We start from the raw sequence: 20,702 nt of genomic DNA, 5'->3' as shown, positions 1-20,702 counted from the left end.
AAATTGCGTTAGTGTGCCGGCACGGCCTTCGCAGAACCCGCTATCACCGTGCTGTCCAGAATTACTGCAATGCATAAACAAAGCAGGACGTCCGATTCGTTGGCAATATCAACGGCAAAGCAGTCGCCATTTTCATTCCAGCAACGCCCATGGGACATTACCACCGCCGAATTTGCATCAATCAGGTCATAGGAGCGTTCCACCAAATCACCACGGAAATGCCAGTTCACACCCTTGATTTTGACCGGATGGTGTTCCGACGTAAAGCTCCAGTTTACACGGGCACATTCCTTATCATGAATGTATATCGTATATTTCGACTTCGGCGTAAGGCCCAAGCTTACAATTTTAGCTACTTCATTCGTATTGCCGTCAATCAAATAAAACTTGCTGCCAATGGCAAGCGAATCACCGGTAACACGATAAACAGGTTGACCCAGCGTATCGAGAATCGTAAAAAGAGCATCTGTACCGGTGCTCTGCTTAATGAAAAACTTCATGCGCCAGCCTCCCCTTTACAAGTAAAGATTCCTTTTAATCATACCATTTTTAAGATATATAGGCAACTCATATTCTGTATAAATATGGCTCATGCTCCCTCCTTCTATTTCTTTTATCGAAATGATCCCCTTGGGACTTGATTCCATTGACGCTTCTTCGACGATATACTACAATAAACGAAAGCGGAGGTGTCAAAATGAAAAAGATAGTTTGTTATAAGCGGTTATGGCTTTCCCTTTTTGCGCCGGCCGCGTTTTTGCTTTCGTTCATCGCTTCGAATGCCCCTGCTTTTGCGGAATGGTATGCCGTAACCATCTACCCGGTGTTGTCGAAAAGTGTGAATTTTATAACCTCGCTTGCTCCGTTTTCCATAGCGGAACTGTTGATTGTGCTGCTTGTGATAGGTGCTGCAGCTTATCTGATCGTCTGCGTCATAAAAATCAGAAAAGCGAAGGGGCGCTGCGGGAAGGTTCTTCTTCTTTCCCTGATTACCCCTGTATGCCTTGCCAGCGTCCTGTATTTTGTCTTTATGCTCAACTGCGGAATCAACTACAGCCGGTATACCTTCGCCCAGACGTCCGGGCTAGAGATCCGGCCGTCGTCAAAAGCCGAGCTTACTGCGTTGTGCAATGCTCTGGCCGAAAAGGTCAGCACCCTACGTAAGGAAGAAAAAGCCGACGGGAAATCCGGAACGAAGTGGACTAGCGGGAATATCTATGAAACCGCCAAAAAAGCACAGGCGGCCTTTGAAAAACTTCACCGGCAATACCCGCTGCTTCCGGCGGGATACGGGCAGCCAAAACCGGTAATTGCCTCCCGGCTGATGTCCTGGTGTAATATTACGGGTATATTTTTCCCGTTTACTTTTGAAGCCAACGTCAATGTAGATGTCCCGCAGTACTCTATACCGGCAACCATGTGCCACGAGCTGTCGCACCTTCGTGGATACATGCGCGAGGACGAAGCTAATTTTATAGGTTATCTCGCTTGTGAATACAGCGACGACCTCGATTTTCAATATTCCGGAAATATGCTGGCCTTTCTTTATACATACAATGCGCTCTACGACGCCGACAGCGGCGCGGCGAATACGATCTATGCCAAGCTCAGCGAAGGCGTAAAACGCGACCTGGCGGACAATAACGCTTATTGGGAACAGTTTAAAGGTCCGGCTGCCGTTGTGGCAAGCGCCGTAAACGACAGTTACCTGAAAGCCAACAAACAGGAGGACGGCGTAAAAAGCTACGGGCGGATGGTTGACCTGCTGCTTGCTGAATATCGCGCAAATGAAAAAGCCCGCTGACGTGAGCTTTTTTACGGGATTTTGCAAAAAAGGTAGGGCGAACTGTCGACGGATGGGCCGAGCACATCAAAAGAATAGCTCTCGTTTTTCAGCGTCTTAATAATTTTCGCCATAACCTTCAGCGTGTTCCCTTTAAACTTTGTATTATGAAGCAGAACAACCGAATTGCTGTACCGGTGAACCCCGCTGATTACGTTCCGGTAAATGGATTTTGCGGTGGCACCCTTCTCGGCGTCGCCGGAATCCACGTTCCAGTCGTAATACACATAGCCGCGACGGTTCATTTCTGCTATGATATCCCTTGCCGTATTTTTGTTATAGTCGTTTACGCTTCCGCCGGCATAGCGGTAAATTTTCGTATCGACTCCTGTTGTGGATTTGATCAAGTCATGCATTTTCGCATAGTCTTCCAAAAACGAGGCGGGCGACGCATAAATTTGCTCGAACTGGTGGGTATAGGAATGAACGCCGATCGCATGCCCGCGGTTTACAATTTCCTTCATTGCTTTCAGACTCTGGCGGTCCGTATGGCCGACCACAAAGAAGGTAGCCTTTACATGGTAGGTATCCAGCACATTGAGGAGCGGTATTGTCAGGTTGGACGGGCCGTCGTCAAACGTCAGATACACCGTCTTTTTCTTCGGCGCTGCGGCAGGCACAAGCTCTCCGGCATATAAGTCCGGATACATCGTCTGATAAGCGGGGGGCGCTTCTTTTCCCGATGAAACCCCGCTGGAAGAAGCGGTGGATTCTTCCCTGCTTCCCGTTGACTGCGTATTCATTTGGGCGTTTCCAATCGGCCGCATTTCTGCCGCAGCCATGACCGGCTTAGCCAAATGGCACGGCGCCATATTTTTTCTAAATTGGAAAGTAACTGCACCAATGACAAGAATCAACACAAAAGCTGCTGAAACAATTGTAAGGGAGCGTAATTTTCTTTGAAAGAAACGACTTGCTAAATGAATCATTTTCACACATTCTTTGTCAAATATTGTAAAATTTCTTACATTTCTATTATATGACGATATTCGAAAAATGATAGTTAAAAATTTGTAATGATCGGTTATAATAATGTTTTTTAACTCAAAAGGAAACAGAAAAATTTCTTATGCCTTATGTTAAAAAGCATTTTCGAGTCTATTGGAATTATCCGTTTAAACGGCAAGAAAAAAGGACCTGAAGCTGCCGTTTCAGATCCTCTGCCGCATAATATTCAAGATTAGTTATCGTCGTCGCCGCTTGCCGGCCCTTTGCTGATTACAATAACAACCTCCGAACCGTAAGCCATCTGGCTGCCTTCCTTTACGTCCTTATAGCCGATTGCCAATCCCTCCGGTACGGTGGAACTGTATTCCTCTGTTTTCGTGGGTGTGAATCCGGCTGAAGTGACCGCCTCGGAAGCCTCCGCTAGTGTTTTTCCGGTGATTGAGGGTAGCGTGCGCACAGCAGCACCTTCGCTGACAACCACAACAATTGCCGTACCCTTTGCCATTTTTGTCCCCGGCGCGGGCGACTGGGAAATAATGCAGCCTTCCGGAATGGTATCGCTGAACTGCTTGGTAGAAAGCAGAACCTGATAATCCTGATCTGCGGAGGATGACCCGGAGGAAGTCAGCTCCTTAAAGTTTTGGCCGATTAAACTCGGCGCGGCAATCAGGTTCGGATCCTCGGATTCCTCTGCGTTCAGCGTACTGTCCGGCATTTCCGATTCAGAGGATTCTACCTGCGAGGTACTCGAAGCAAGCGTTTCCGCCCCGCTCCGATCAGAATTTGATATCCAGATAATCCCGACAATTGTAAAAACGATGAGTGCCGCGACACAAGTCAGGATAACCCATACAAAATTCGGCACACCCTTTTTTTCACGATCGCCATTCTCTCCCAAGCTTGGAATCCGCTGTGTTTCTTCGATCGTCGCCGTAACCGTCGGCGCAGCGGACAGTTCGGCGCGCAGCCGTTCAAAGGTTGGGGTGCGTTTATCCGGTGAAACCTGCAATGCGTTTGCCAGCGCGGACACCACATGGGGCGGCAGGCTTCGCATAATGCTTGTTGGAATTAAAAGACGCGTGTCCGCACGGCGCTTCAAAGCGTCCTGCGGAAGGGTGCCGGTTAAAGCAAAAAAGAGCGAAGCGGCAAATCCGTAAACATCCGTCGATTCGTTCGGTACATAATCCATCACATATTGTTCAATTGCCGCACAGCCGGGCACCAGATCCGGCGGCAAATCGGTATCCATTTTGCGGATGGCGCTGATACAGAAGCTCCCCAGCTTCATTTTCCCGTCCTGCATAATCTCAAGCGTATCAGGGGAAATTCCAAGATGGCAGATTCCCGCAGCGTGTATGGCGCTGAGTGCGGACAAAACAGGCATGAACAGCTGGCGCGCGGCGTTCCAGTTTAGATTCCCGCCGCTGCGTTCAATAAAGTAGCGAAGGGTAATGCTCTCATTCCATTCGGAAACGGTATATGCCGTGTGGTTTTCTTCAAATATATCATAAATATGCACAATTGCGGAAAGCTCCCGCAAATGAGCAACTTCCCTTGAAAAATTCAAAAACGCGGCAAGGCATTCGTCAAAGATGATTTCGCTTCCGCCCATTACGCGGATATCCCCTTTTCCGTCCGCCCGTTCACACAGGGTTTGCGGAAAAAATTCGCGCAGTTCAATCGGTATGTTTAAAACCGTATCGTAGCCGATATAAGTGATGCCTTCCCCGTTGCTTGCCTTCGCGCGCCCAACGATGTACCGCTTCTGCAGCATCGTCCCGTATGGAAGTGCATGGCGCATCTGAGGCTCGACAGCACTGAAGCCGCAGTTCGGGCATTCCCTTTTGCCGCCCGTATCGGACATACAGTTCATGCATAGATTGTCAAAGCCTGTCATCTTGTTTCCTCCATGTTTTACGCAATATGGAAAAACTTACTTACTATTCTTGGTCATCCAAATCCGGATTATCCCAGTTATGCCAAACATTTTGAACATCGTCATTGTCCTCAAGGGCATCGAGCAGGCGCTGCATTTTTGTTCTGGATTCTTCGTCCGTCAACGCTGTATAGGTGTTCGGAACCATTTCCACCTCGGCAGAAACGAATTCGTAACCCTTTTTCTCCAAGTCGTCGCGTACACCGCTGAAATCTTCCGGCTCCGTATAAATTTCAAAAACATCCTCGTTGGCTTGAAAATCGGAAGCACCCGCTTCAAGGCAGTCCTCCATGACCTTATCTTCATCGAGTCCTTCCCGTTCAATCACGATAACGCCTTTCTGAGCAAACATAAAGGAAACGCAGCCGGTCGTACCGAGGTTGCCGCCGAATTTGTCGAAATAATGGCGTACATCAGCGGCGGTGCGGTTCCGGTTGTCGGTCAGCGTTTCCACGATCACCGCAATCCCGTTAGGGCCATATCCTTCATAAGTAATATTTTCATATTTTGTATCGTCGCCGTCACCGGCTGCTTTTTTGATGATTCGTTCAATATTATCATTCGGTACATTTGCCGCTTTTGCCTTGGCAATGCAGTCCCTCAATTTTGAATTGGAGTTCGGGTCCGGGCCGCCGCCCTGTTTTACCGCTACGGCGAGCTCACGACCGATTTTCGTAAATATCTTTGCCTTTGCGCCATCTGCCTTTTCTTTTTTGCGCTTAATATTGTTCCATTTTGAATGGCCTGACATATTTTTTATCCTCCCAAATAATTAGGCTACATTTTATGATAACACATTTCACATAGTATGGCAAGCGCGAGGTCTTGAGCGGCTTTCCGGGCATTTGCAAAGGTGGAATGACCGCCTAGGGCATCCGTATCTGCCCAGACGGCCATTCCCTTTAACGCCGTATTCGTAACCGAAAAAACTCTTTTCAACTGGCGGTACAAAACATCCGCGTCTTCCGAAGCAGGCGAGCCGCAGGTCACCAGCAGTACGGCCGTCTTATGCTTTTCAATCGGTTTTGATATGCCAAGCGAAAAGCGTGCGGCATAGTACCTTTGGGTACGGTCGATAATCGCCTTCAGCGGAGCGGGAAAACCTAAATTATACACCGGCGTTGCCACAACAATTGCATCTGCGCGGCGGATGAGTAAATCCAACTCGTCGAAATCTCGCTGGGAGCAAGTCTGTTCCGAAGCGCACAGATTGCAGCCTAAACAGGGCGCAATATTTTGTTCATACGCGTTTATGATCCGAATTTCCGCATTGCCATAAAAAGGCTCTAAAAACGCCGTAAGAAGCTTTGCGGAAGTCCCGTTTTTATGCGGCGACCCGAAGAAAACCAGAAGAAGCTTTCGGTCAGATGAGCATTCTTCCTTCACAGTATTTGCATTCAAGCATATCACCGGCCTCTGAGAATAAATTTGGCAGATAAGGCTCCGTACGTGTGATGCATTTCGGATTCGTACATCGGCTGGGATGCGTGGAATGTGGAACCTTTCGTTTCCCACACGATCCGGCGTTTTGCAGAAGCGTCAGAACCAGCGCCATGCGGGTATACAGACCGTATTCTGTCAGATCAACAACGCGCTCGTCGTCCGCGGCAACATCTTCCATTTCCACACCGCAAAGTTCAGAGGGAATGACCATGAGGTCTTTTTTGGCGCGTTCAATAACCTTCTCGCTGAGGATTTTTTTCCTTTCGGTATGTTCGTCTTTCCCGATATTTTCCTTTTGTGTACAAGTTATGTAAAGCACATCAAGTGCTGAAATCATTTCATCTAAACCGGATGCTTCGGTATATTTGCAGCCGGCGGCATCCAGACTGTCTTTTATGTACTGCGGCAGCGTATCTTCCAGGGAGGAAACCAACACAAAACTGTTCCCCTTATAACGCATGAAGGTCTGGATAAGCGAAAGCGCCTCGGGGCTGTTTTTTAAGTTTCCACACAGGCCGACGCATAAATGATCGAGCCTGCCTTTTTTATCGCTGATCGCTGCCAGAGCAGATAGGGTTTCGCAAGGGCGCAGATGCTCCCCGTCCCCCGCGTTGATAACAGGCTTTGAGGAATACAGCGCCGCGGCCGCCGCTGTACCCTCCGCCGTGCTGCGCAACACAAGCAGATCGGCGCAACCGCCGACGGCGGAGACGACAGCTTTCAAACTGCCTTGCCGTAAAAATGAGGTGCTGTCCGGAGAATCAAAGCGAATCACTTCGCCGCCAAGACGATACATTGCGGCCTGAAACGCCATTTGGGCTGCAACCGCCGGTACGGTAAACAAAGAAGCCATGATTTTACCACGACAGGATTCCCGGTATACCCACGGATTGTTCCGGATGTTGTTTGAAAGTTTGATGAGTTCATGGATTTCGCCGAGGGTCAACCGATCCAAATCAATCAGATTTTTCAACTGCATCAAATCACCCCAATATTTAATTTTTACTGCTTAGCTTCATTTTAACATTTCAATCAAAGAATAACAATATCAATACAAATTATTTAACAATTTCGTCATTTATTTGCTTGCGCTTTTTGTGAAAAAAAACAGAGCGGTTCTCAAAAGTTTCCTAATCAGGAGCATGCATGCAAAAAACGAGACTGCCCCGGATAAAAGGTATTTCCGTAATGTTTTTGGAAATTGCTTCACTTGACAATGGAAGGCCTTTTGAACTAAAATATGTTATTAACGTTTATAGAACAAAGAATGTAGAAACGGTGGCGCTTTATGAAAATCGGCTTAGACGTCGGCTCCACAACGATTAAGTGCGTGGTTCTCGATGACAACAATCAAATATTGTATCAATCCTACGAAAGGCACTACTCCCAGATCACGGAGAAAATGGCGGAACTCTTAACAAAGATTCAAAAAGAAATCGTGAAGGGAAAACAAACCCTTCTTACTGTTTCCGGTTCAGCGGGTATGGGCATTTCACAAACTTGCAAGCTGCCGTTTATTCAGGAGGTTTACGCTACCCGCGTTGCAGTCGGCAAGCTGATCCCCGACGCCGACGTTATCATTGAACTTGGCGGAGAAGACGCCAAGATTCTGTTCCTTTCCGGAGGAACCGAAGTCCGCATGAACGGCACCTGCGCGGGCGGGACCGGCGCATTTATCGACCAGATGGCAACCCTGCTTAACATTCCGCTCGACGAAATGGACCGTCTTGCCGAACAATACGAAAAAATCTATACGATCGCGTCCCGTTGCGGCGTGTTCGCAAAATCCGACGTGCAACCTCTCCTGAATCAGGGGGCACGCAAAAGTGATATTTCCGCCAGCATTTTTGCCGCCGTTGCCAACCAGACCATCGCGGGTCTGGCGCAGGGGCGGAAAATTGACGGAAAGGTCATCTACCTTGGGGGGCCGCTGACCTTTCTTTCCCAGCTCCGGGAAAGTTTTGACCATGCGCTGCAAACCAAGGGAATCTGCCCGGAAAACTCCCTTTATTACGTGGCGATCGGCGCCGCGCTGAGCAGCGGAATCGAAACGGATCTGGATACTGCGCTTGAGAGCATTAAAGCCTACGGTACGACGGCGAATTTTCTTTCCATTCCCCCGCTGTTTGAAAATCAGGAGGAATACGACGAATTCAAACGCCGCCACGCCGAATGCAGGGTGCCCCGGGGAAACGCGGAAACCTACGAGGGCGACGCTTATCTTGGAATCGACGCGGGATCTACTACGGTGAAGGCCGTGCTGCTTGGAAAAGACGGCGAGGTTCTCGATTCGATTTATAAGGGCAACTCCGGAAACCCCGTTCCCATTATCCGCGAGTATCTCCTCAGCCTTTACAACAAATATCCGAAAATACAGATTGCGGCGGGAGCCGTTACCGGCTACGGCGAGGAGCTATTGAAAAATGCATTTAACATAGACTTCGGTATCGTCGAAACGGTCGCGCATTTTACAGCCGCTAAATGCTTTCTGCCGAACGTGGATTTCGTCATCGATATCGGAGGGCAGGATATGAAGTGCTTTAAAATACACAACGGAGCCATCGACAATATCTTTTTAAATGAAGCCTGTTCCTCCGGCTGCGGCTCGTTTTTGCAGACCTTTGCAAATACGCTCGGCTATGATATCGAAGACTTCGCAAAGCTCGGGTTGTTCGCGAAACATCCGGTTGACCTGGGTTCCCGCTGTACTGTGTTTATGAATTCACAGGTAAAACAGGCGCAGAAGGACGGAGCGACAACCGAAGATATTTCTGCCGGGCTATCTGTCAGCGTTGTGAAAAACGCAATCTACAAAGTTATCCGCGCCGCCTCCGCCGAAGAACTCGGCCGGAACATTGTGGTTCAGGGCGGCACTTTCTTGAACGATGCGGTTTTGCGGATTTTTGAAAACGAACTGGGCGTTCACGTCTCCCGCCCAGATATTTCCGGACTGATGGGTGCTTACGGTGCCGGAATTTACGCGAAAAACCGGTCAACCGGTGAGAGCACAATTATCAAAAAAGACGAGCTGGAGAATTTCCAGCACGAAGTCAAAGTAACCTCCTGCGGAAGATGCAGCAACAACTGCCGTCTGACGATCAACGTATTCGGCGGAGGAGCCCGCCGCTTTATCGGCGGCAACCGCTGTGAAAAGCCCGTGACAAAGCGTTCCTCCAGCGATGAACTGAACATGTACGCCTTTAAACTGCAGACACTGCGTTCCTATCAGCCGGTAAAAGGCAAAAGAGGCCAAATCGGGCTGCCGATGGGTTTGAACATGTATGAGCTTCTGCCGTTCTGGCACACCTTCTTTACGCAGCTCGGCTTTGAGGTCGTTTTGTCCCCCCTCTCCAGCCGGGAGCTGTACATCGAAGGGCAGCACACGATTCCTTCCGACACCGTATGCTTCCCTGCAAAGTTGATGCACGGGCATGTACAGGCGCTGATCGATCAGGGGATTGAAAATATTTTCTATCCCTGCATGAGCTACAACTTTGACGAAGGGCTTGGAGACAACCATTATAACTGCCCGGTTGTGGCGTATTACCCGGAGGTTATCTCCGCCAATATGAGCGCGCCGGATGGACTGCACTTTATCCACGATTATGTCGGCATCCACCGGAAGCATGATTTCCCGATTAAAATGCATGGCGTACTTGCAAAGTACTTTGACGGAATCTCCCTTTCTGAAATTAAAAAAGCCGCGAAAGCCGCTTATAATGAGTATGATAATTACTTGGCCAGAATTCATGAAAAAGGAGACCGGATGATTGCACAGGCGCAAAAGGAACATAGACAGATTATTGTTCTGAGCGGAAGGCCGTACCATCTGGATCCGGAAATCAACCACGGAATCGACAAGCTGATCATCAGTCTGGGTGCTGCGGTCATCTCTGAAGACGTCCTAAGCTGTAAGGTACACCGCTTCCCCACCGCAGTACTCAACCAGTGGACGTATCACTCCAGGCTGTACGCGGCGGCAAAATACATAGGCGACAAGCCCGACATGAATCTGGTGCAGCTTGTTTCCTTCGGTTGCGGCGTTGACGCCATAACGACCGACGAAGTCCGGCGTATTTTGGAGGAAAACGGTAAAATTTATACACAAATTAAAATAGATGAAATCACAAATCTCGGCACGGTCAAGATCAGGCTGCGTAGCCTATTCGCCGCGCTGGAAAGCTGAGGTGGAGCATTTGGCAGACCTTAAATTCAGCAAAGACGGGCGTTTGCTTTTTACCAAGGAAATGAAAAAAGAATATACCATTCTCTGCCCGATGATGGCTCCCATTCACTTTCAACTGTTTGTAAACGTGTTAAAAAACTGCGGTTATAACGTGGAGCTTCTGACCAATGACGGACCAAACGTCGTGCAGGAAGGTTTGAAATATGTTCATAACGACACCTGTTATCCCGCCCTGCTGGTAATCGGCCAGTTCATCGACGCTCTGCATTCCGGAAAATACGACCTTGAGCGCACCGCGCTGATGATTACGCAAACGGGCGGCGGCTGCCGCGCTTCCAATTACATCCACCTTCTGCGAAAAGCACTAAAAAAAGCCGGGCTGGAAAAAATCCCGGTTGTTTCGCTCAATATGTCCGGACTGGAACACAACCCGGGATTTCATCTCACTTTATCCATGCTCCGGAAATTCATCGCTGCTGTGGTTTACGGCGACGCGCTGATGCTTCTGGACAACCAGACCAAGGCATATGAAGAAATCCCCGGCGAGAGCCGCCGGACGGTGGAGAAATGGGTTGACGCGCTTTCCGAACAGTTTAACAGGGGACAGGGGCTTTCCTTAAAACAGCTAAAGGAAAACCTGAACCTGATTGTAAAGGATTTCGCGCAAATCAAAATCAATAAGCGTCCGAAAATCAAAGTCGGCATTGTCGGCGAAATTTACGTGAAATACTCCGCGCTGGGAAACAACAACCTGGAAGACTTTCTGGCGGAACAGGACTGCGAGGTCAACGTACCCGGAATCCTGAATTTCGCTTTATTTAAAGTGGACAACCGGCTGGAGGACATTAAGCTCTACGGCGGAAGTAAGGCGAAATTTGTTGTGGTAAAGGCATTGATGGATTATCTGCTGAAAATGCAGAACATCCTGATCCGCGCCGTTGAAAGCGGGCAAAAGTTTTTGGCACCCGTTCCCTATGCCCATACCAAAAGCCTTGTAAAGGGCGTTATCGGTTACGGCAACAAAATGGGTGAGGGATGGCTGTTAACCGCTGAAATGCTGGAACTGGTTGAGCAGGGATACGAAAACATTGTGTGCGCGCAGCCGTTCGGCTGCCTGCCGAACCATATTTGCGGCAAAGGCATGATCCATCGTATCAAGGCTGTGGATGAGCGGGCAAACATCGTCCCCATTGACTACGACCCGAGCGCCACGCGCGTTAATCAGGAAAACCGCATTAAACTGATGCTTGCCGTAGCGCGGGAAAAGCTGAATAAAAAATGAAGCTGCAAAGCAGTCTCGTAAACATGATACCAAAATGCGTCTTGATCCGGCTCAAATCCGTTTCAAGACGCATTTTCATACCGTAAATTTATCTCATTATGCAGCGCATCGCAAATTATCTGTCCCACTTGTTGCAAAGGGAAAGTACCTGATCGGCAAATTTTGCGATATCCTTGTTCGCGCTGCCCTCGTTTTTCTGGATAACTTGCAAAAGCCGCTGCCCTGCTTCCACAAGGCGCGCAAACGCCGCGGAATATTTTTTGCCCTTCCCGGCTTTCTGTGTGCGGCGGGTTTCGGGCGCAATTCCATCTTCCAAAATTTGATTTTCCGCCAAATCAAAGACGGTTTGAAAATTCGGTACCAAAGCATCATAACCAAGCTGCCGCAGCGAAGAACAAAACAGGTCGCAGACCCCGGCTTCACCATGCACGACAAACACACGTTTCGGCTTTTTCTGAAAAGCCTGAATCCAATTCAGCAAACCGGTCCGGTCGGCATGCGCGGAAAGGCCCCTAAAATTATAAATATGCGATTGTACCGCAATTTCCTCGCCGAACAGCTTTACCCGTTTTGCTCCGTCGAGTAATAATCGGCCGAGCGTACCGTTTGCCTGATATCCGACAAACACGACGGCACATTCGGGCCGCCACAGATTATGCTTTAAATGATGCCGAATTCTTCCCGCTTCACACATACCGCTGGAGGAAAGGATCACCTTCGGGACACCGTCCATATTCAGCGCCTTGGATTCCTCCACACTAACGCAAATATTCAAGTTGGAAAACGAAATCGGATGGAATCCGGATTGAATCACTTCCACCGTTTCGTCATCTGCGTACCCCGTAAGATCCCCGCTGTAAATTTTTGTCGCTTCCGCAGCCAGCGGGCTGTCTACATACACCGGAAAATCCGGATTGCATTTCACCAGCCCTCTTTCCTTCATTTCGCGGATATAATAAAGCAGCTCCTGCGTACGGCCGACCGCAAAGCTCGGAATGACCACGTTGCCACCCGCGGACAGGGTCTTTTCAAATATATCCGCCAGCAACGCGACATAATCCTGCGCCTTTTCATGGTCCCGGTCGCCGTATGTAGATTCCATCACAACATAATCGGCCTGCTCAATATACTGTGGGTCGCGGATAATCGGCTGGTCGACATTCCCGATATCACCGGAAAAAACAATTTTTTTCGTCCGGCCGTTTTCTGTCATCCACATTTCCACCGAAGCGGAGCCGAGGAGGTGCCCTGCGTCGATAAAGCGGAACCGCACACCCTCGCAAAGTTCAACCATTTCTCCGTAAGAATAAGGAACCAGGCGTTCCAGCGTGTCCTGCGCATCTTCAAGGGTATAAATCGGTTCCTCTGGTTCCCTGCCCGCGCGCTTCCCCTTGCGGTTTTCATTCACAACGTCCATTTCCTGTATATGGGCGCTGTCGCGCAGCATAATGGACAGCAGCTTGCAGGTTATCCCGGAGGCGTAGATTTTCCCTTGATATCCGTTTTTAACAAGGAGCGGCAACCGGCCGCTGTGGTCGATATGGGCGTGGGTAACAATGACATAATCAATCTGCGAAGCGTAGAACGGAAGCTTGTGATTGTCGTCTTCATCCGCTCCCTGCTGCAAACCACAGTCAATCAGAATTTTCTTGCCGTTCACCATCAGGCAGTAACAGCTCCCAGTTACTTCGTGGGCGGCTCCGTAAAAAATCAGTTGCATTCTGTTTCCTCCATAGATTATTTTAGGATAATACCAGTTCGATCGGGCAATGGTCGCTCCCCATTACCTCCGGATGAATGTTACTTTCGCAAATTCGGTTTTGAATGCCGTTGGATACGAGAAAATAGTCAATGCGCCAGCCTATATTCTTTTCGCGCGCCTTAAACATATAAGACCACCACGTATAAGCGTCCTTTTCATCCGGATGCAGATAACGGAAGCTGTCCGTAAACCCGGAAGCCAAAAGCTCGGTCATCTTCGCGCGCTCCTGATCGGTAAATCCGGCATTCCCCCTGTTGCTTTTCGGATTTTTCAAATCTATTTCATTGTGCGCCACATTCATGTCGCCGCACACAATGACCGGCTTTTTGGCATTAAGCTGCTGTAAATAGGAACGGAACGCGTCCTCCCAGCGCATCCGGTAATCAAGGCGTGCTAAATCCCGCTGCGCGTTGGGAGTATAAACCGTTACAAGATAATACTCTTCAAATTCCAAGGTGATAGAGCGGCCTTCCCCGACATGCTCTTCCGCCTGAATATCATAGCTTACAGACAACGGCTCCAGGCGGGTGAAAATCGCTGTTCCGGAATACCCTTTCTTTACCGCGGAATTCCAGTACTGCCGGTACCCCGGAAGCGGAATTTCCGCCTGATCCGGCTGCATTTTTGTTTCCTGCAAACATACGGCATCCGCATCCGCCGAGCGGAAAAAATCCAAAAAACCTTTATTCATACAGGCCCGAAGCCCGTTGACATTCCACGAGTAAAATTTCACGATTTCGTCCCCTTTATTTTTTCTTCATTATACCATAACCGCAGGGAAAACACGAAACAGTTCGCAAGAATATTTTGCAATTCTATTTCCAGCGGATCCGAGGGGTTCCTGACCGGGCAAAGCCCGCTTCCCGGCTACGTTTCCAAGGGCATTAAGCAAAAGCCCTTTAAGCTTCCCCCACGACCGGGAATCCCGAAATACAAAAATAGCAGGAGATGCCGAATGAAGGATCTCCTGCCTATACATCTTTACGCAACACGGTTTAAGTATTTGCCGATAGCCGCATAGGAAATTTTTCTTCTCTGCTGGGCTTTGTACGAATAAATTGCCTGCTGATAAGTACTTTTTTTCTGTAATTTCTTTGCTTCGCTTTCTTTTACTTCCTGTTTCCTTGCAGCCCTTTTCGCAAGTTCAGCCCGCTGCTGAAATTCCGTGATAATCCCGTCAGAAACAAGTTTTTTCAGCTCCGCTTCCGTATACAGGGAAAGATCTGCATAATGCTTTGACTTCGGCTTTTCTTCCGTTTGCTGCTTTTTCTGAGCCTCTAACAACTTCTCTGCCCGACCGGAAGGTGCCTGCGATTCCCTCCGCTTTGAATCATGTCCGGCGGCAGCTTTCTCTCCGGTTGAAGCTACGGTACCGGCCCGCTGTATCGCGGCCCGTGCCTGTTCGCTGATTTCTACAGAGTCCGCCCTGATATTTTGGCTTCCCTGCGCCTTTTTCTGAATTTCCGTTTCCGGCGTTTTCCGCACGCTGCTTGAGGAAAGGGGAGCCGTACGAAGCGACATTTCGAAATCAGTGTTGATTGCCTGGAGCATTTTATCACCTCCTCCGGTCGAACCCTACAATTAACCGTGATACTGTAATATTTAGTTTGGTTTGCCAAATTATAGCACTTTTTTGTTAATAAACTGTTAACAAACTATTCACAAGCGAAAATTTATCCCTTGAATGAAACTCCTTTTCCCGCTATAATAAAAATACTGAAAAAATACGGAGGAATTAATATGAAAAATCCGATTGTGACAATTACCACCAATGAAGGTTCTATGAAAATAGAGTTGTATCCGAATATCGCCCAAAATACAGTAAACAACTTTATCTCCCTTGTGAAAAAGGGATTTTATAACGGCACGATTTTCCACCGCGTAATACCCGGCTTCATGATCCAGGGCGGCGATCCGGAAGGAACCGGAATGGGCGGTCCCGGCTATAGCATCAAAGGAGAATTCAGCGGCAATGGAGTCAAAAATGATCTTAAGCATACCCGCGGCGTAATATCCATGGCCCGTTCCATGGATCCGGACAGCGCCGGATCCCAGTTCTTTATTATGGTTGCGGACGCGCCGCACCTTGACGGCCAATATGCCGCTTTCGGGAAAGTGATCGAAGGAATCGAAGAAGCGGATCGCATTGTATCCGTTCGCCGCGACCGCAGGGACAGACCCAAAACCGATGAGGTAATGAAGAGCGTTACCGTCGATACTTTCGGAGAGGATTATGAAGAACCAGTCAAACTTAAAATGTAACAGGAGCACAAAATGTCCATTTTTCGCAAATTTATAAAATATTACAAACCTTATCGCGCCTTATTTTATTTTGATATGTTCTGCGCTTTGATTGTTTCGGCAATCGATGTGGCTTTCCCGCAGATTTTAAATTTTCTGGTGAAAGGCCTGTTTCCACAGGGAACGCAAATCATCCTGAAAAGCCTTCCTTGGATTGCGGCGGCTCTATTGGGAATGGAGCTTGTGCGTTACGGCTGCCAGTACTATATCACAAGCTGGGGACACATTATGGGCGCAAAAATGGAAAGCGACATGCGGCAGGATTTATTCGATCACTTGCAGCGGCTTTCCTTTTCCTATTACGACAAAAACAACACCGGGGAAATGATGAGCAAGCTGGTTTCCGATTTATTTGACATTAGCGAACTGGCGCATCATGGCCCGGAAAACATTCTGATTTCGCTTTTAAAAATCTTCGGCAGCTTTGCGCTCATGATGCTGATTAATGTTCCCATGACGCTCATTTTGCTGTCTGTCACCCTGGTTATGATTGTGTTCAGCATTGAAAAGAACAAGAAAATGCGGGCAGTTTTTATGGATAACCGTAAGAAAATCGCGGGCGTGAATTCCCGTGTGCAGGACAGCCTTGCGGGTATCCGCGTGGTAAAAAGCTTCGGGAACGAAGAACTGGAGCAAGAAAAATTCAGCGAAAGCAACCTGCAATTTCTGGATTCCAAAGAGAGTAGCTACCTCATTATGGGCAGCTACCGCGCAGGAACCTCGTTCTTTGAAGGATTATTGTTTCTGACCGTGCTGGTCAGCGGGGGGCTCTTTATCGCGCGGGGTACGCTTGCCCCAACCGATTTGGCGGTCTATGCCTTATACATCAATATCATTATCAATCCCATCGATATTCTGATTGAATTTACCGAGCAGTTTCAAAAGGGGTACTCCGGTTTTAGGCGCTTTGTTGAAGTCGTGGAAACACAGTCGGAAATTGTTGACCGGCCCGGCGCCGTCGATCTGAAGGACGTAAAAGGCAGCATCGAATACCGCAATGTTTCTTTCAGCTACGATACCGCTAACAACGTACTGGAGAATATCAATATCAAAATCGACGCGGGAAAAACCGTTGCGCTTGTGGGGCCATCCGGCGGTGGAAAAACCACCCTCTGCTCCCTGCTCCCCCGTTTTTACGACGTTACCGGCGGCAGCGTAACCATCGACGGTCACGACATTCGTGATGTTACGCTGAAATCCCTGCGCAAAGCAATCGGCATTGTACAGCAGGACGTCTACATGTTCGCGGGCACTATTAAAGAGAATATTGCCTATGGAAAGCCCGACGCAACCGATGAAGAAATTATGGAGGCCGCAAAAAACGCCAATATCCACGACTTTATTGTAAGCCTTGACAAAGGCTACGACACCTATGTGGGTGAGCGCGGAGCGCGCCTTTCCGGCGGGCAGAAGCAGCGGATTGCCATTGCCCGGGTATTTTTGAAAAACCCGCGGATCTTGATTCTGGATGAAGCCACGAGCGCGCTGGACAATGAAAGCGAGCGGCATATTCAGAAATCGCTGGTGACCCTGTCCAAAGGCCGCACTACTTTGGTCATCGCCCACCGGCTGAGCACAATCCGCAATGCGGACGAGATTATTGTCATCGGCGACGACGGAATTGAGGAAAGCGGCACTCATCAGGAATTGATTGAAAAAAACGGAATGTATGCAAAGTACTATAACATGCAGTTCGAAGGACTGGATACGGCCATGCAGTAAACGGAAATAAAGGGCTGTTGCAAAGCAAGCTTTACTCAATTGCGAATTGTTAAAAATCAACAGCCCAAAATGCAAAAACACGCCCGGAAGCAGCTCAATCGCATCCAAGGCGTGTCTTTTTTATATTATTTAGAAAACGTTTTTCTTGCATTCCCTTTTCAACATCAAAGCTTTTCCACGCCGTTTACTGTTACTCTGGCGTGAATAACCGGAACCGATTTCGGTGCTTCCGGACGGATGGAAACCGCGCTTTGGAAGATCTTTTCCGCTTCTTTGCATTTTCCTTCTTCGGACGTATAGAACACGGCAATTACGTCGCCCTTCTTCACATAATCCCCGATTTTTTTGCGAAGCATGATTCCGGCGCTGTAATCGATGGAATCTTCTTTCTTTTCGCGGCCCGCGCCCAGTTCTACCGAAGAGATTCCGCACCGCTCCGTATTCATTGCGTACAGGTATCCTTCGCTCTGCGCCAAAACCTCATACGCAATTTTTGCCTGAGGGAAGTTTGCGCTGTCGTCCAGCACACGAGTGTCGCCGCCCTGCGCCGCGACCATTTCCTTTAATTTCGCAAAAGCCTCGCCGTTGTCGATCTGCCTTCTTGCCAGTTTTTTGCATTCCGCAAGATCGCCTTTCCCCGCCAGATACAGCATATTGGCGGCAAGCTCGATGCAGATTTCCGTCAGATCCTCCGGGCCGTGGCCTTTCAGCGTATCGCACACTTCCATAATTTCTAGCGAATTGCCGATCGCGTTTCCCAGCGGGCGGTCCATATCGGTAATCAAGGCGATGGTCTTACGCCCAACATGTTCGCCGATCGCAACCATTGCCTGCGCAAGTTTAATGGAATCATCCACGGTTTTCATAAACGCGCCACTTCCGGTCTTAACATCCAACAGAATACAGTCGGAACCCGCGGCAATCTTTTTACTCATGATGCTGGAAGCAATCAGCGGGATGCTTTCAATCGTGGCGGTTACATCGCGCAGGGCGTAGAGCTTTTTATCCGCCGGAACCAGATTGCCGGACTGGCCGATGACACTCACGCCGACCTTGCGGACGATATCAAAGAATTTTTCACGGTCAATGGAGGTCTGCATACCGGGAATCGATTCCATTTTATCGACCGTTCCGCCGGTATGCCCCAGTCCTCGCCCGCTCATTTTCGCCACGCGAACGCCAAGGGAAGCGACAATCGGGGAAATAATCAATGTTGTTTTATCGCCAACGCCGCCGGTGCTGTGCTTATCAACCTTAATCCCGTCGATGGAAGACAAGTCCACCATTTCACCGGATTTTGCCATACACATCGTCAAAGAAGCCGTTTCCCTGTCCGTCATACCCTGAAAATATATTGCCATGAGAAGCGAGGAAACCTGATAATCCGGAATTTCGCCGCTTACATATCCGTTGATGAAAAACTGGATTTCCTCGTCGGAAAGCTCTCCCCCATCCCTTTTCTTTGCAATAATATCATACATCCTCATTTGAATCACCTCATACGTAATTTTATGGTTTCAGAGAAACGCCGGCCCTGCGTAGTGTGTCGCGCAAGGGCTGCTCCTCTCCCTTATAGACAAAGCCTTCCATTCCAAGCCTGCGGCCCGCTTCCACATTGTCCGCGCGGTCATCCGTAAAAAAACATTCTTCCGGGCGCAGGGAAAACTTTTCAAAAAACAGCCGATAAATGTTCGGATCCGGCTTTATATAATGTACATCCGCTGAAAAAAATGTGCCGTCAAAGTATTGCAGGGCCATAATTTTCTTCGTGAATTTATGAATGCTGACAGAAGCGTTGGACAGCAGGTAAAGGGAATAGCCGTTTTGTTTTAATTCCGCAACCAATGGGTCAAGATTATGGAAGACCTTCATATAATCCTGCCAGTGCAGAAGAAGCTCCTTGACCGCAAAATGCAAACGTTCCGGCAGACGGGCGCAAACCGGTTGAACAAGGTCTTCCTCCGTCATTGTTCCGAGATCCATTTCCACCCATTCGCTTTTACCGAAAAGCTCGGTTCGCAGAAGAAGGGCGTCCTCCCGATCTGTGACATAGTGCCCAATAAAGTGATCCGGATTAAAATCTACGAACACCTGGCCCATATCGAAGACAATATTTTTAATCATGGCTCTTCTCCAAATCTTGTTTGCCAAATCCGAACGGCAGCAGTTCGCGAAGGGTATAGACATGCCATTTTTCCGGCGTGCCTAAAATTATTTTGAATTCGTCCGGATCACAGAACTCCATCATAACCTGTCTGCAAACCCCGCATGGAGCACAGAATTCTTCCAGTTCATCCCCTTTGCCGCCCACAATCGCGATACATTCAAACGCAAGCTCACCTTCGCTGACCGCCTTGAAAAAAGCAGTCCGCTCCGCGCAGTTTGTAGGAGTAAACGCCGCATTTTCAATATTGCAGCCCTTATAAATCCTGCCGCTTTTTGAAAGCAGCGCGGCCCCCACTTTAAAATTGGAGTAAGGCGTATAGGCCATTTCCCGGGCGGAAACGGCCGCAGAAATCAATTCCCGAGCGTTTTCCATGATAACACCTCTTTCAAGGAAGATTTAAGGAGCGGCGAACCGCTCCTTTTGGTTAATATCCGTGGGCTTCCTCATTCTTAATCAGTTTGATAATCCGGCTTGTGCCAAGGCGGGAAGCGCCGAGCGAAATGAATTTTTCCGCATCTTCCATTGTCTTAATGCCGCCGGCCGCCTTGATCTTTACATTCGGTCCGACATGCTCTTTGAACAGGGCAACGTCCTCAAAGGTAGCTCCTGCCGTAGAAAATCCTGTGGAGGTCTTAATGTAGTCGGCTCCGGACGCGGTTACGACCTCGCACATCTTTATTTTCTCTTCTTCCGTCAGCAAACAGGTTTCGATGATTACCTTCAGGATATGGTTCCCACACGCAGCTTTCACCTGTTTAATTTCCTCAAGCTGAAGGTTGTAAAGGCCGTCTTTTACATAGCCTAGGTTAATAACCATATCTATTTCATCCGCTCCGTTTTGAATAGCGTCCTTCGCCTCGAACACCTTCGCGGCCGTAGTAGTGTATCCGTTTGGGAAACCAATCACGGTGCATACTGCCATTTTTTCGCCGACATACTCCTTTGCCCGCTTCACATAGGCGGCGGGAATACAGACCGAAACGGTACCGTAGTGAACGGCGTCGTCGCAGATTTGCTTGATCTCCGCCCATGTTGCCGTCTGCGTCAGAAGGGTATGGTCAACCTTCTCAAGTATTTCTTTTTGGTTCATTTCAATTGCTCCCTTATTCAAA

Annotated in this window: 18 protein-coding genes; 5 read left to right on the top strand and 13 right to left on the bottom strand. The window is 48.8% G+C overall.

Annotation, left to right across the window (positions count from 1 at the left end):
- Positions 1-8: 8 nt before the first annotated feature.
- Positions 9-500 (bottom strand): LURP-one-related/scramblase family protein, encoded by a 492-nt coding sequence (locus P9B68_RS09985; protein ID WP_135660754.1) that lies wholly within the window; start codon positions 498-500, stop codon positions 9-11.
- A gap of 197 nt (positions 501-697) precedes the next feature.
- Between P9B68_RS09985 and P9B68_RS09980 the strand changes: the two genes are divergently transcribed.
- A complete protein-coding gene (locus P9B68_RS09980) occupies positions 698-1,804 on the top strand; it encodes a DUF3810 domain-containing protein (RefSeq protein WP_277668955.1) in 1,107 nt (368 codons plus the stop codon).
- An 11-nt stretch (positions 1,805-1,815) separates the two neighbouring features.
- On the opposite strand, the gene P9B68_RS09975 is transcribed toward P9B68_RS09980, so the two are convergent.
- The 5 genes from P9B68_RS09975 to P9B68_RS09955 form a co-directional block, all read right to left on the bottom strand.
- Entirely contained in the window at positions 1,816-2,640 is an 825-nt protein-coding gene (locus tag P9B68_RS09975; RefSeq protein WP_277668954.1) for a polysaccharide deacetylase family protein, read from the bottom strand.
- Between the two features lie 383 nt (positions 2,641-3,023).
- Positions 3,024-4,688 carry a PASTA domain-containing protein gene (locus tag P9B68_RS09970; RefSeq protein ID WP_135660758.1) on the bottom strand — a complete coding sequence of 555 codons (1,665 nt, stop codon included), beginning with the start codon at positions 4,686-4,688 and terminating at the stop codon, positions 3,024-3,026.
- Between the two features lie 43 nt (positions 4,689-4,731).
- A complete protein-coding gene (locus tag P9B68_RS09965; protein ID WP_135660760.1) occupies positions 4,732-5,478 on the bottom strand; it encodes a YebC/PmpR family DNA-binding transcriptional regulator in 747 nt (248 codons plus the stop codon).
- 26 nt (positions 5,479-5,504) lie between these two features.
- Entirely contained in the window at positions 5,505-6,128 is a 624-nt protein-coding gene (locus P9B68_RS09960; RefSeq protein WP_167875225.1) for a flavodoxin family protein, read from the bottom strand.
- Positions 6,091-7,149, bottom strand: a complete 1,059-nt coding sequence (locus P9B68_RS09955) for an aspartate carbamoyltransferase (RefSeq protein WP_277668953.1) — start codon at positions 7,147-7,149, stop codon at positions 6,091-6,093. The genes P9B68_RS09960 and P9B68_RS09955 overlap by 38 nt, the downstream gene beginning before the upstream one ends.
- A 309-nt stretch (positions 7,150-7,458) precedes the next feature.
- Here P9B68_RS09955 and P9B68_RS09950 point away from each other — a divergent pair, with 309 nt between their 5' ends.
- Both P9B68_RS09950 and P9B68_RS09945 read left to right on the top strand, forming a co-directional pair.
- The gene (locus tag P9B68_RS09950; RefSeq protein ID WP_277668952.1) at positions 7,459-10,356 is read left to right on the top strand and encodes an acyl-CoA dehydratase activase-related protein; all 2,898 of its coding nucleotides are present in this window, start codon (positions 7,459-7,461) and stop codon (positions 10,354-10,356) included.
- 10 nt (positions 10,357-10,366) lie between these two features.
- A complete protein-coding gene (locus tag P9B68_RS09945) occupies positions 10,367-11,638 on the top strand; it encodes a 2-hydroxyacyl-CoA dehydratase (RefSeq protein ID WP_277668951.1) in 1,272 nt (423 codons plus the stop codon).
- Between the two features lie 115 nt (positions 11,639-11,753).
- Here P9B68_RS09945 and P9B68_RS09940 read toward each other — a convergent pair whose 3' ends face one another.
- The 3 genes from P9B68_RS09940 to P9B68_RS09930 form a co-directional block, all read right to left on the bottom strand.
- Entirely contained in the window at positions 11,754-13,358 is a 1,605-nt protein-coding gene (locus P9B68_RS09940) for an MBL fold metallo-hydrolase RNA specificity domain-containing protein (RefSeq protein ID WP_135660768.1), read from the bottom strand.
- A 22-nt stretch (positions 13,359-13,380) separates the two neighbouring features.
- On the bottom strand, positions 13,381-14,133 hold the full coding sequence (locus P9B68_RS09935) for an exodeoxyribonuclease III (RefSeq protein WP_135660770.1): 753 nt from the start codon (positions 14,131-14,133) through the stop codon (positions 13,381-13,383).
- 248 nt (positions 14,134-14,381) lie between these two features.
- Positions 14,382-14,951 (bottom strand): hypothetical protein, encoded by a 570-nt coding sequence (locus P9B68_RS09930; protein ID WP_135660772.1) that lies wholly within the window; start codon positions 14,949-14,951, stop codon positions 14,382-14,384.
- A 189-nt stretch (positions 14,952-15,140) separates the two neighbouring features.
- Between P9B68_RS09930 and P9B68_RS09925 the strand changes: the two genes are divergently transcribed.
- Positions 15,141-15,662: a peptidylprolyl isomerase gene (locus tag P9B68_RS09925; RefSeq protein WP_135660774.1), complete on the top strand. Its 522-nt coding sequence runs from the start codon at positions 15,141-15,143 to the stop codon at positions 15,660-15,662.
- A gap of 12 nt (positions 15,663-15,674) precedes the next feature.
- Complete coding sequence (locus P9B68_RS09920) at positions 15,675-17,423, top strand: ABC transporter ATP-binding protein (RefSeq protein WP_277668950.1); 1,749 nt, start codon at positions 15,675-15,677, stop codon at positions 17,421-17,423.
- A 164-nt stretch (positions 17,424-17,587) separates the two neighbouring features.
- Here P9B68_RS09920 and P9B68_RS09915 read toward each other — a convergent pair whose 3' ends face one another.
- From P9B68_RS09915 to deoC, 4 genes are read right to left on the bottom strand one after another with little or no spacing between them, the layout of a single operon-like run.
- A complete protein-coding gene (locus tag P9B68_RS09915) occupies positions 17,588-18,910 on the bottom strand; it encodes a pyrimidine-nucleoside phosphorylase (RefSeq protein WP_207669578.1) in 1,323 nt (440 codons plus the stop codon).
- A 22-nt stretch (positions 18,911-18,932) separates the two neighbouring features.
- Complete coding sequence (locus P9B68_RS09910) at positions 18,933-19,547, bottom strand: HAD family hydrolase (protein ID WP_277668949.1); 615 nt, start codon at positions 19,545-19,547, stop codon at positions 18,933-18,935.
- A complete protein-coding gene (locus P9B68_RS09905; RefSeq protein ID WP_135660780.1) occupies positions 19,540-19,962 on the bottom strand; it encodes a cytidine deaminase in 423 nt (140 codons plus the stop codon). Before P9B68_RS09905 ends, P9B68_RS09910 begins: the two co-directional genes overlap by 8 nt.
- 52 nt (positions 19,963-20,014) lie before the next feature.
- Complete coding sequence (gene deoC, locus P9B68_RS09900; RefSeq protein WP_277668948.1) at positions 20,015-20,680, bottom strand: deoxyribose-phosphate aldolase; 666 nt, start codon at positions 20,678-20,680, stop codon at positions 20,015-20,017.
- Positions 20,681-20,702 lie beyond the last annotated feature (22 nt).

Source organism: Caproiciproducens galactitolivorans (genome assembly GCF_029266045.1).
Taxonomy (GTDB): Bacteria; Bacillota; Clostridia; order Oscillospirales; family Acutalibacteraceae; genus Caproiciproducens; species Caproiciproducens galactitolivorans.
The sequence above is the reverse complement of the archived record's forward strand: the minus strand, read 5'-3'. Positions and strand labels throughout refer to the sequence as shown.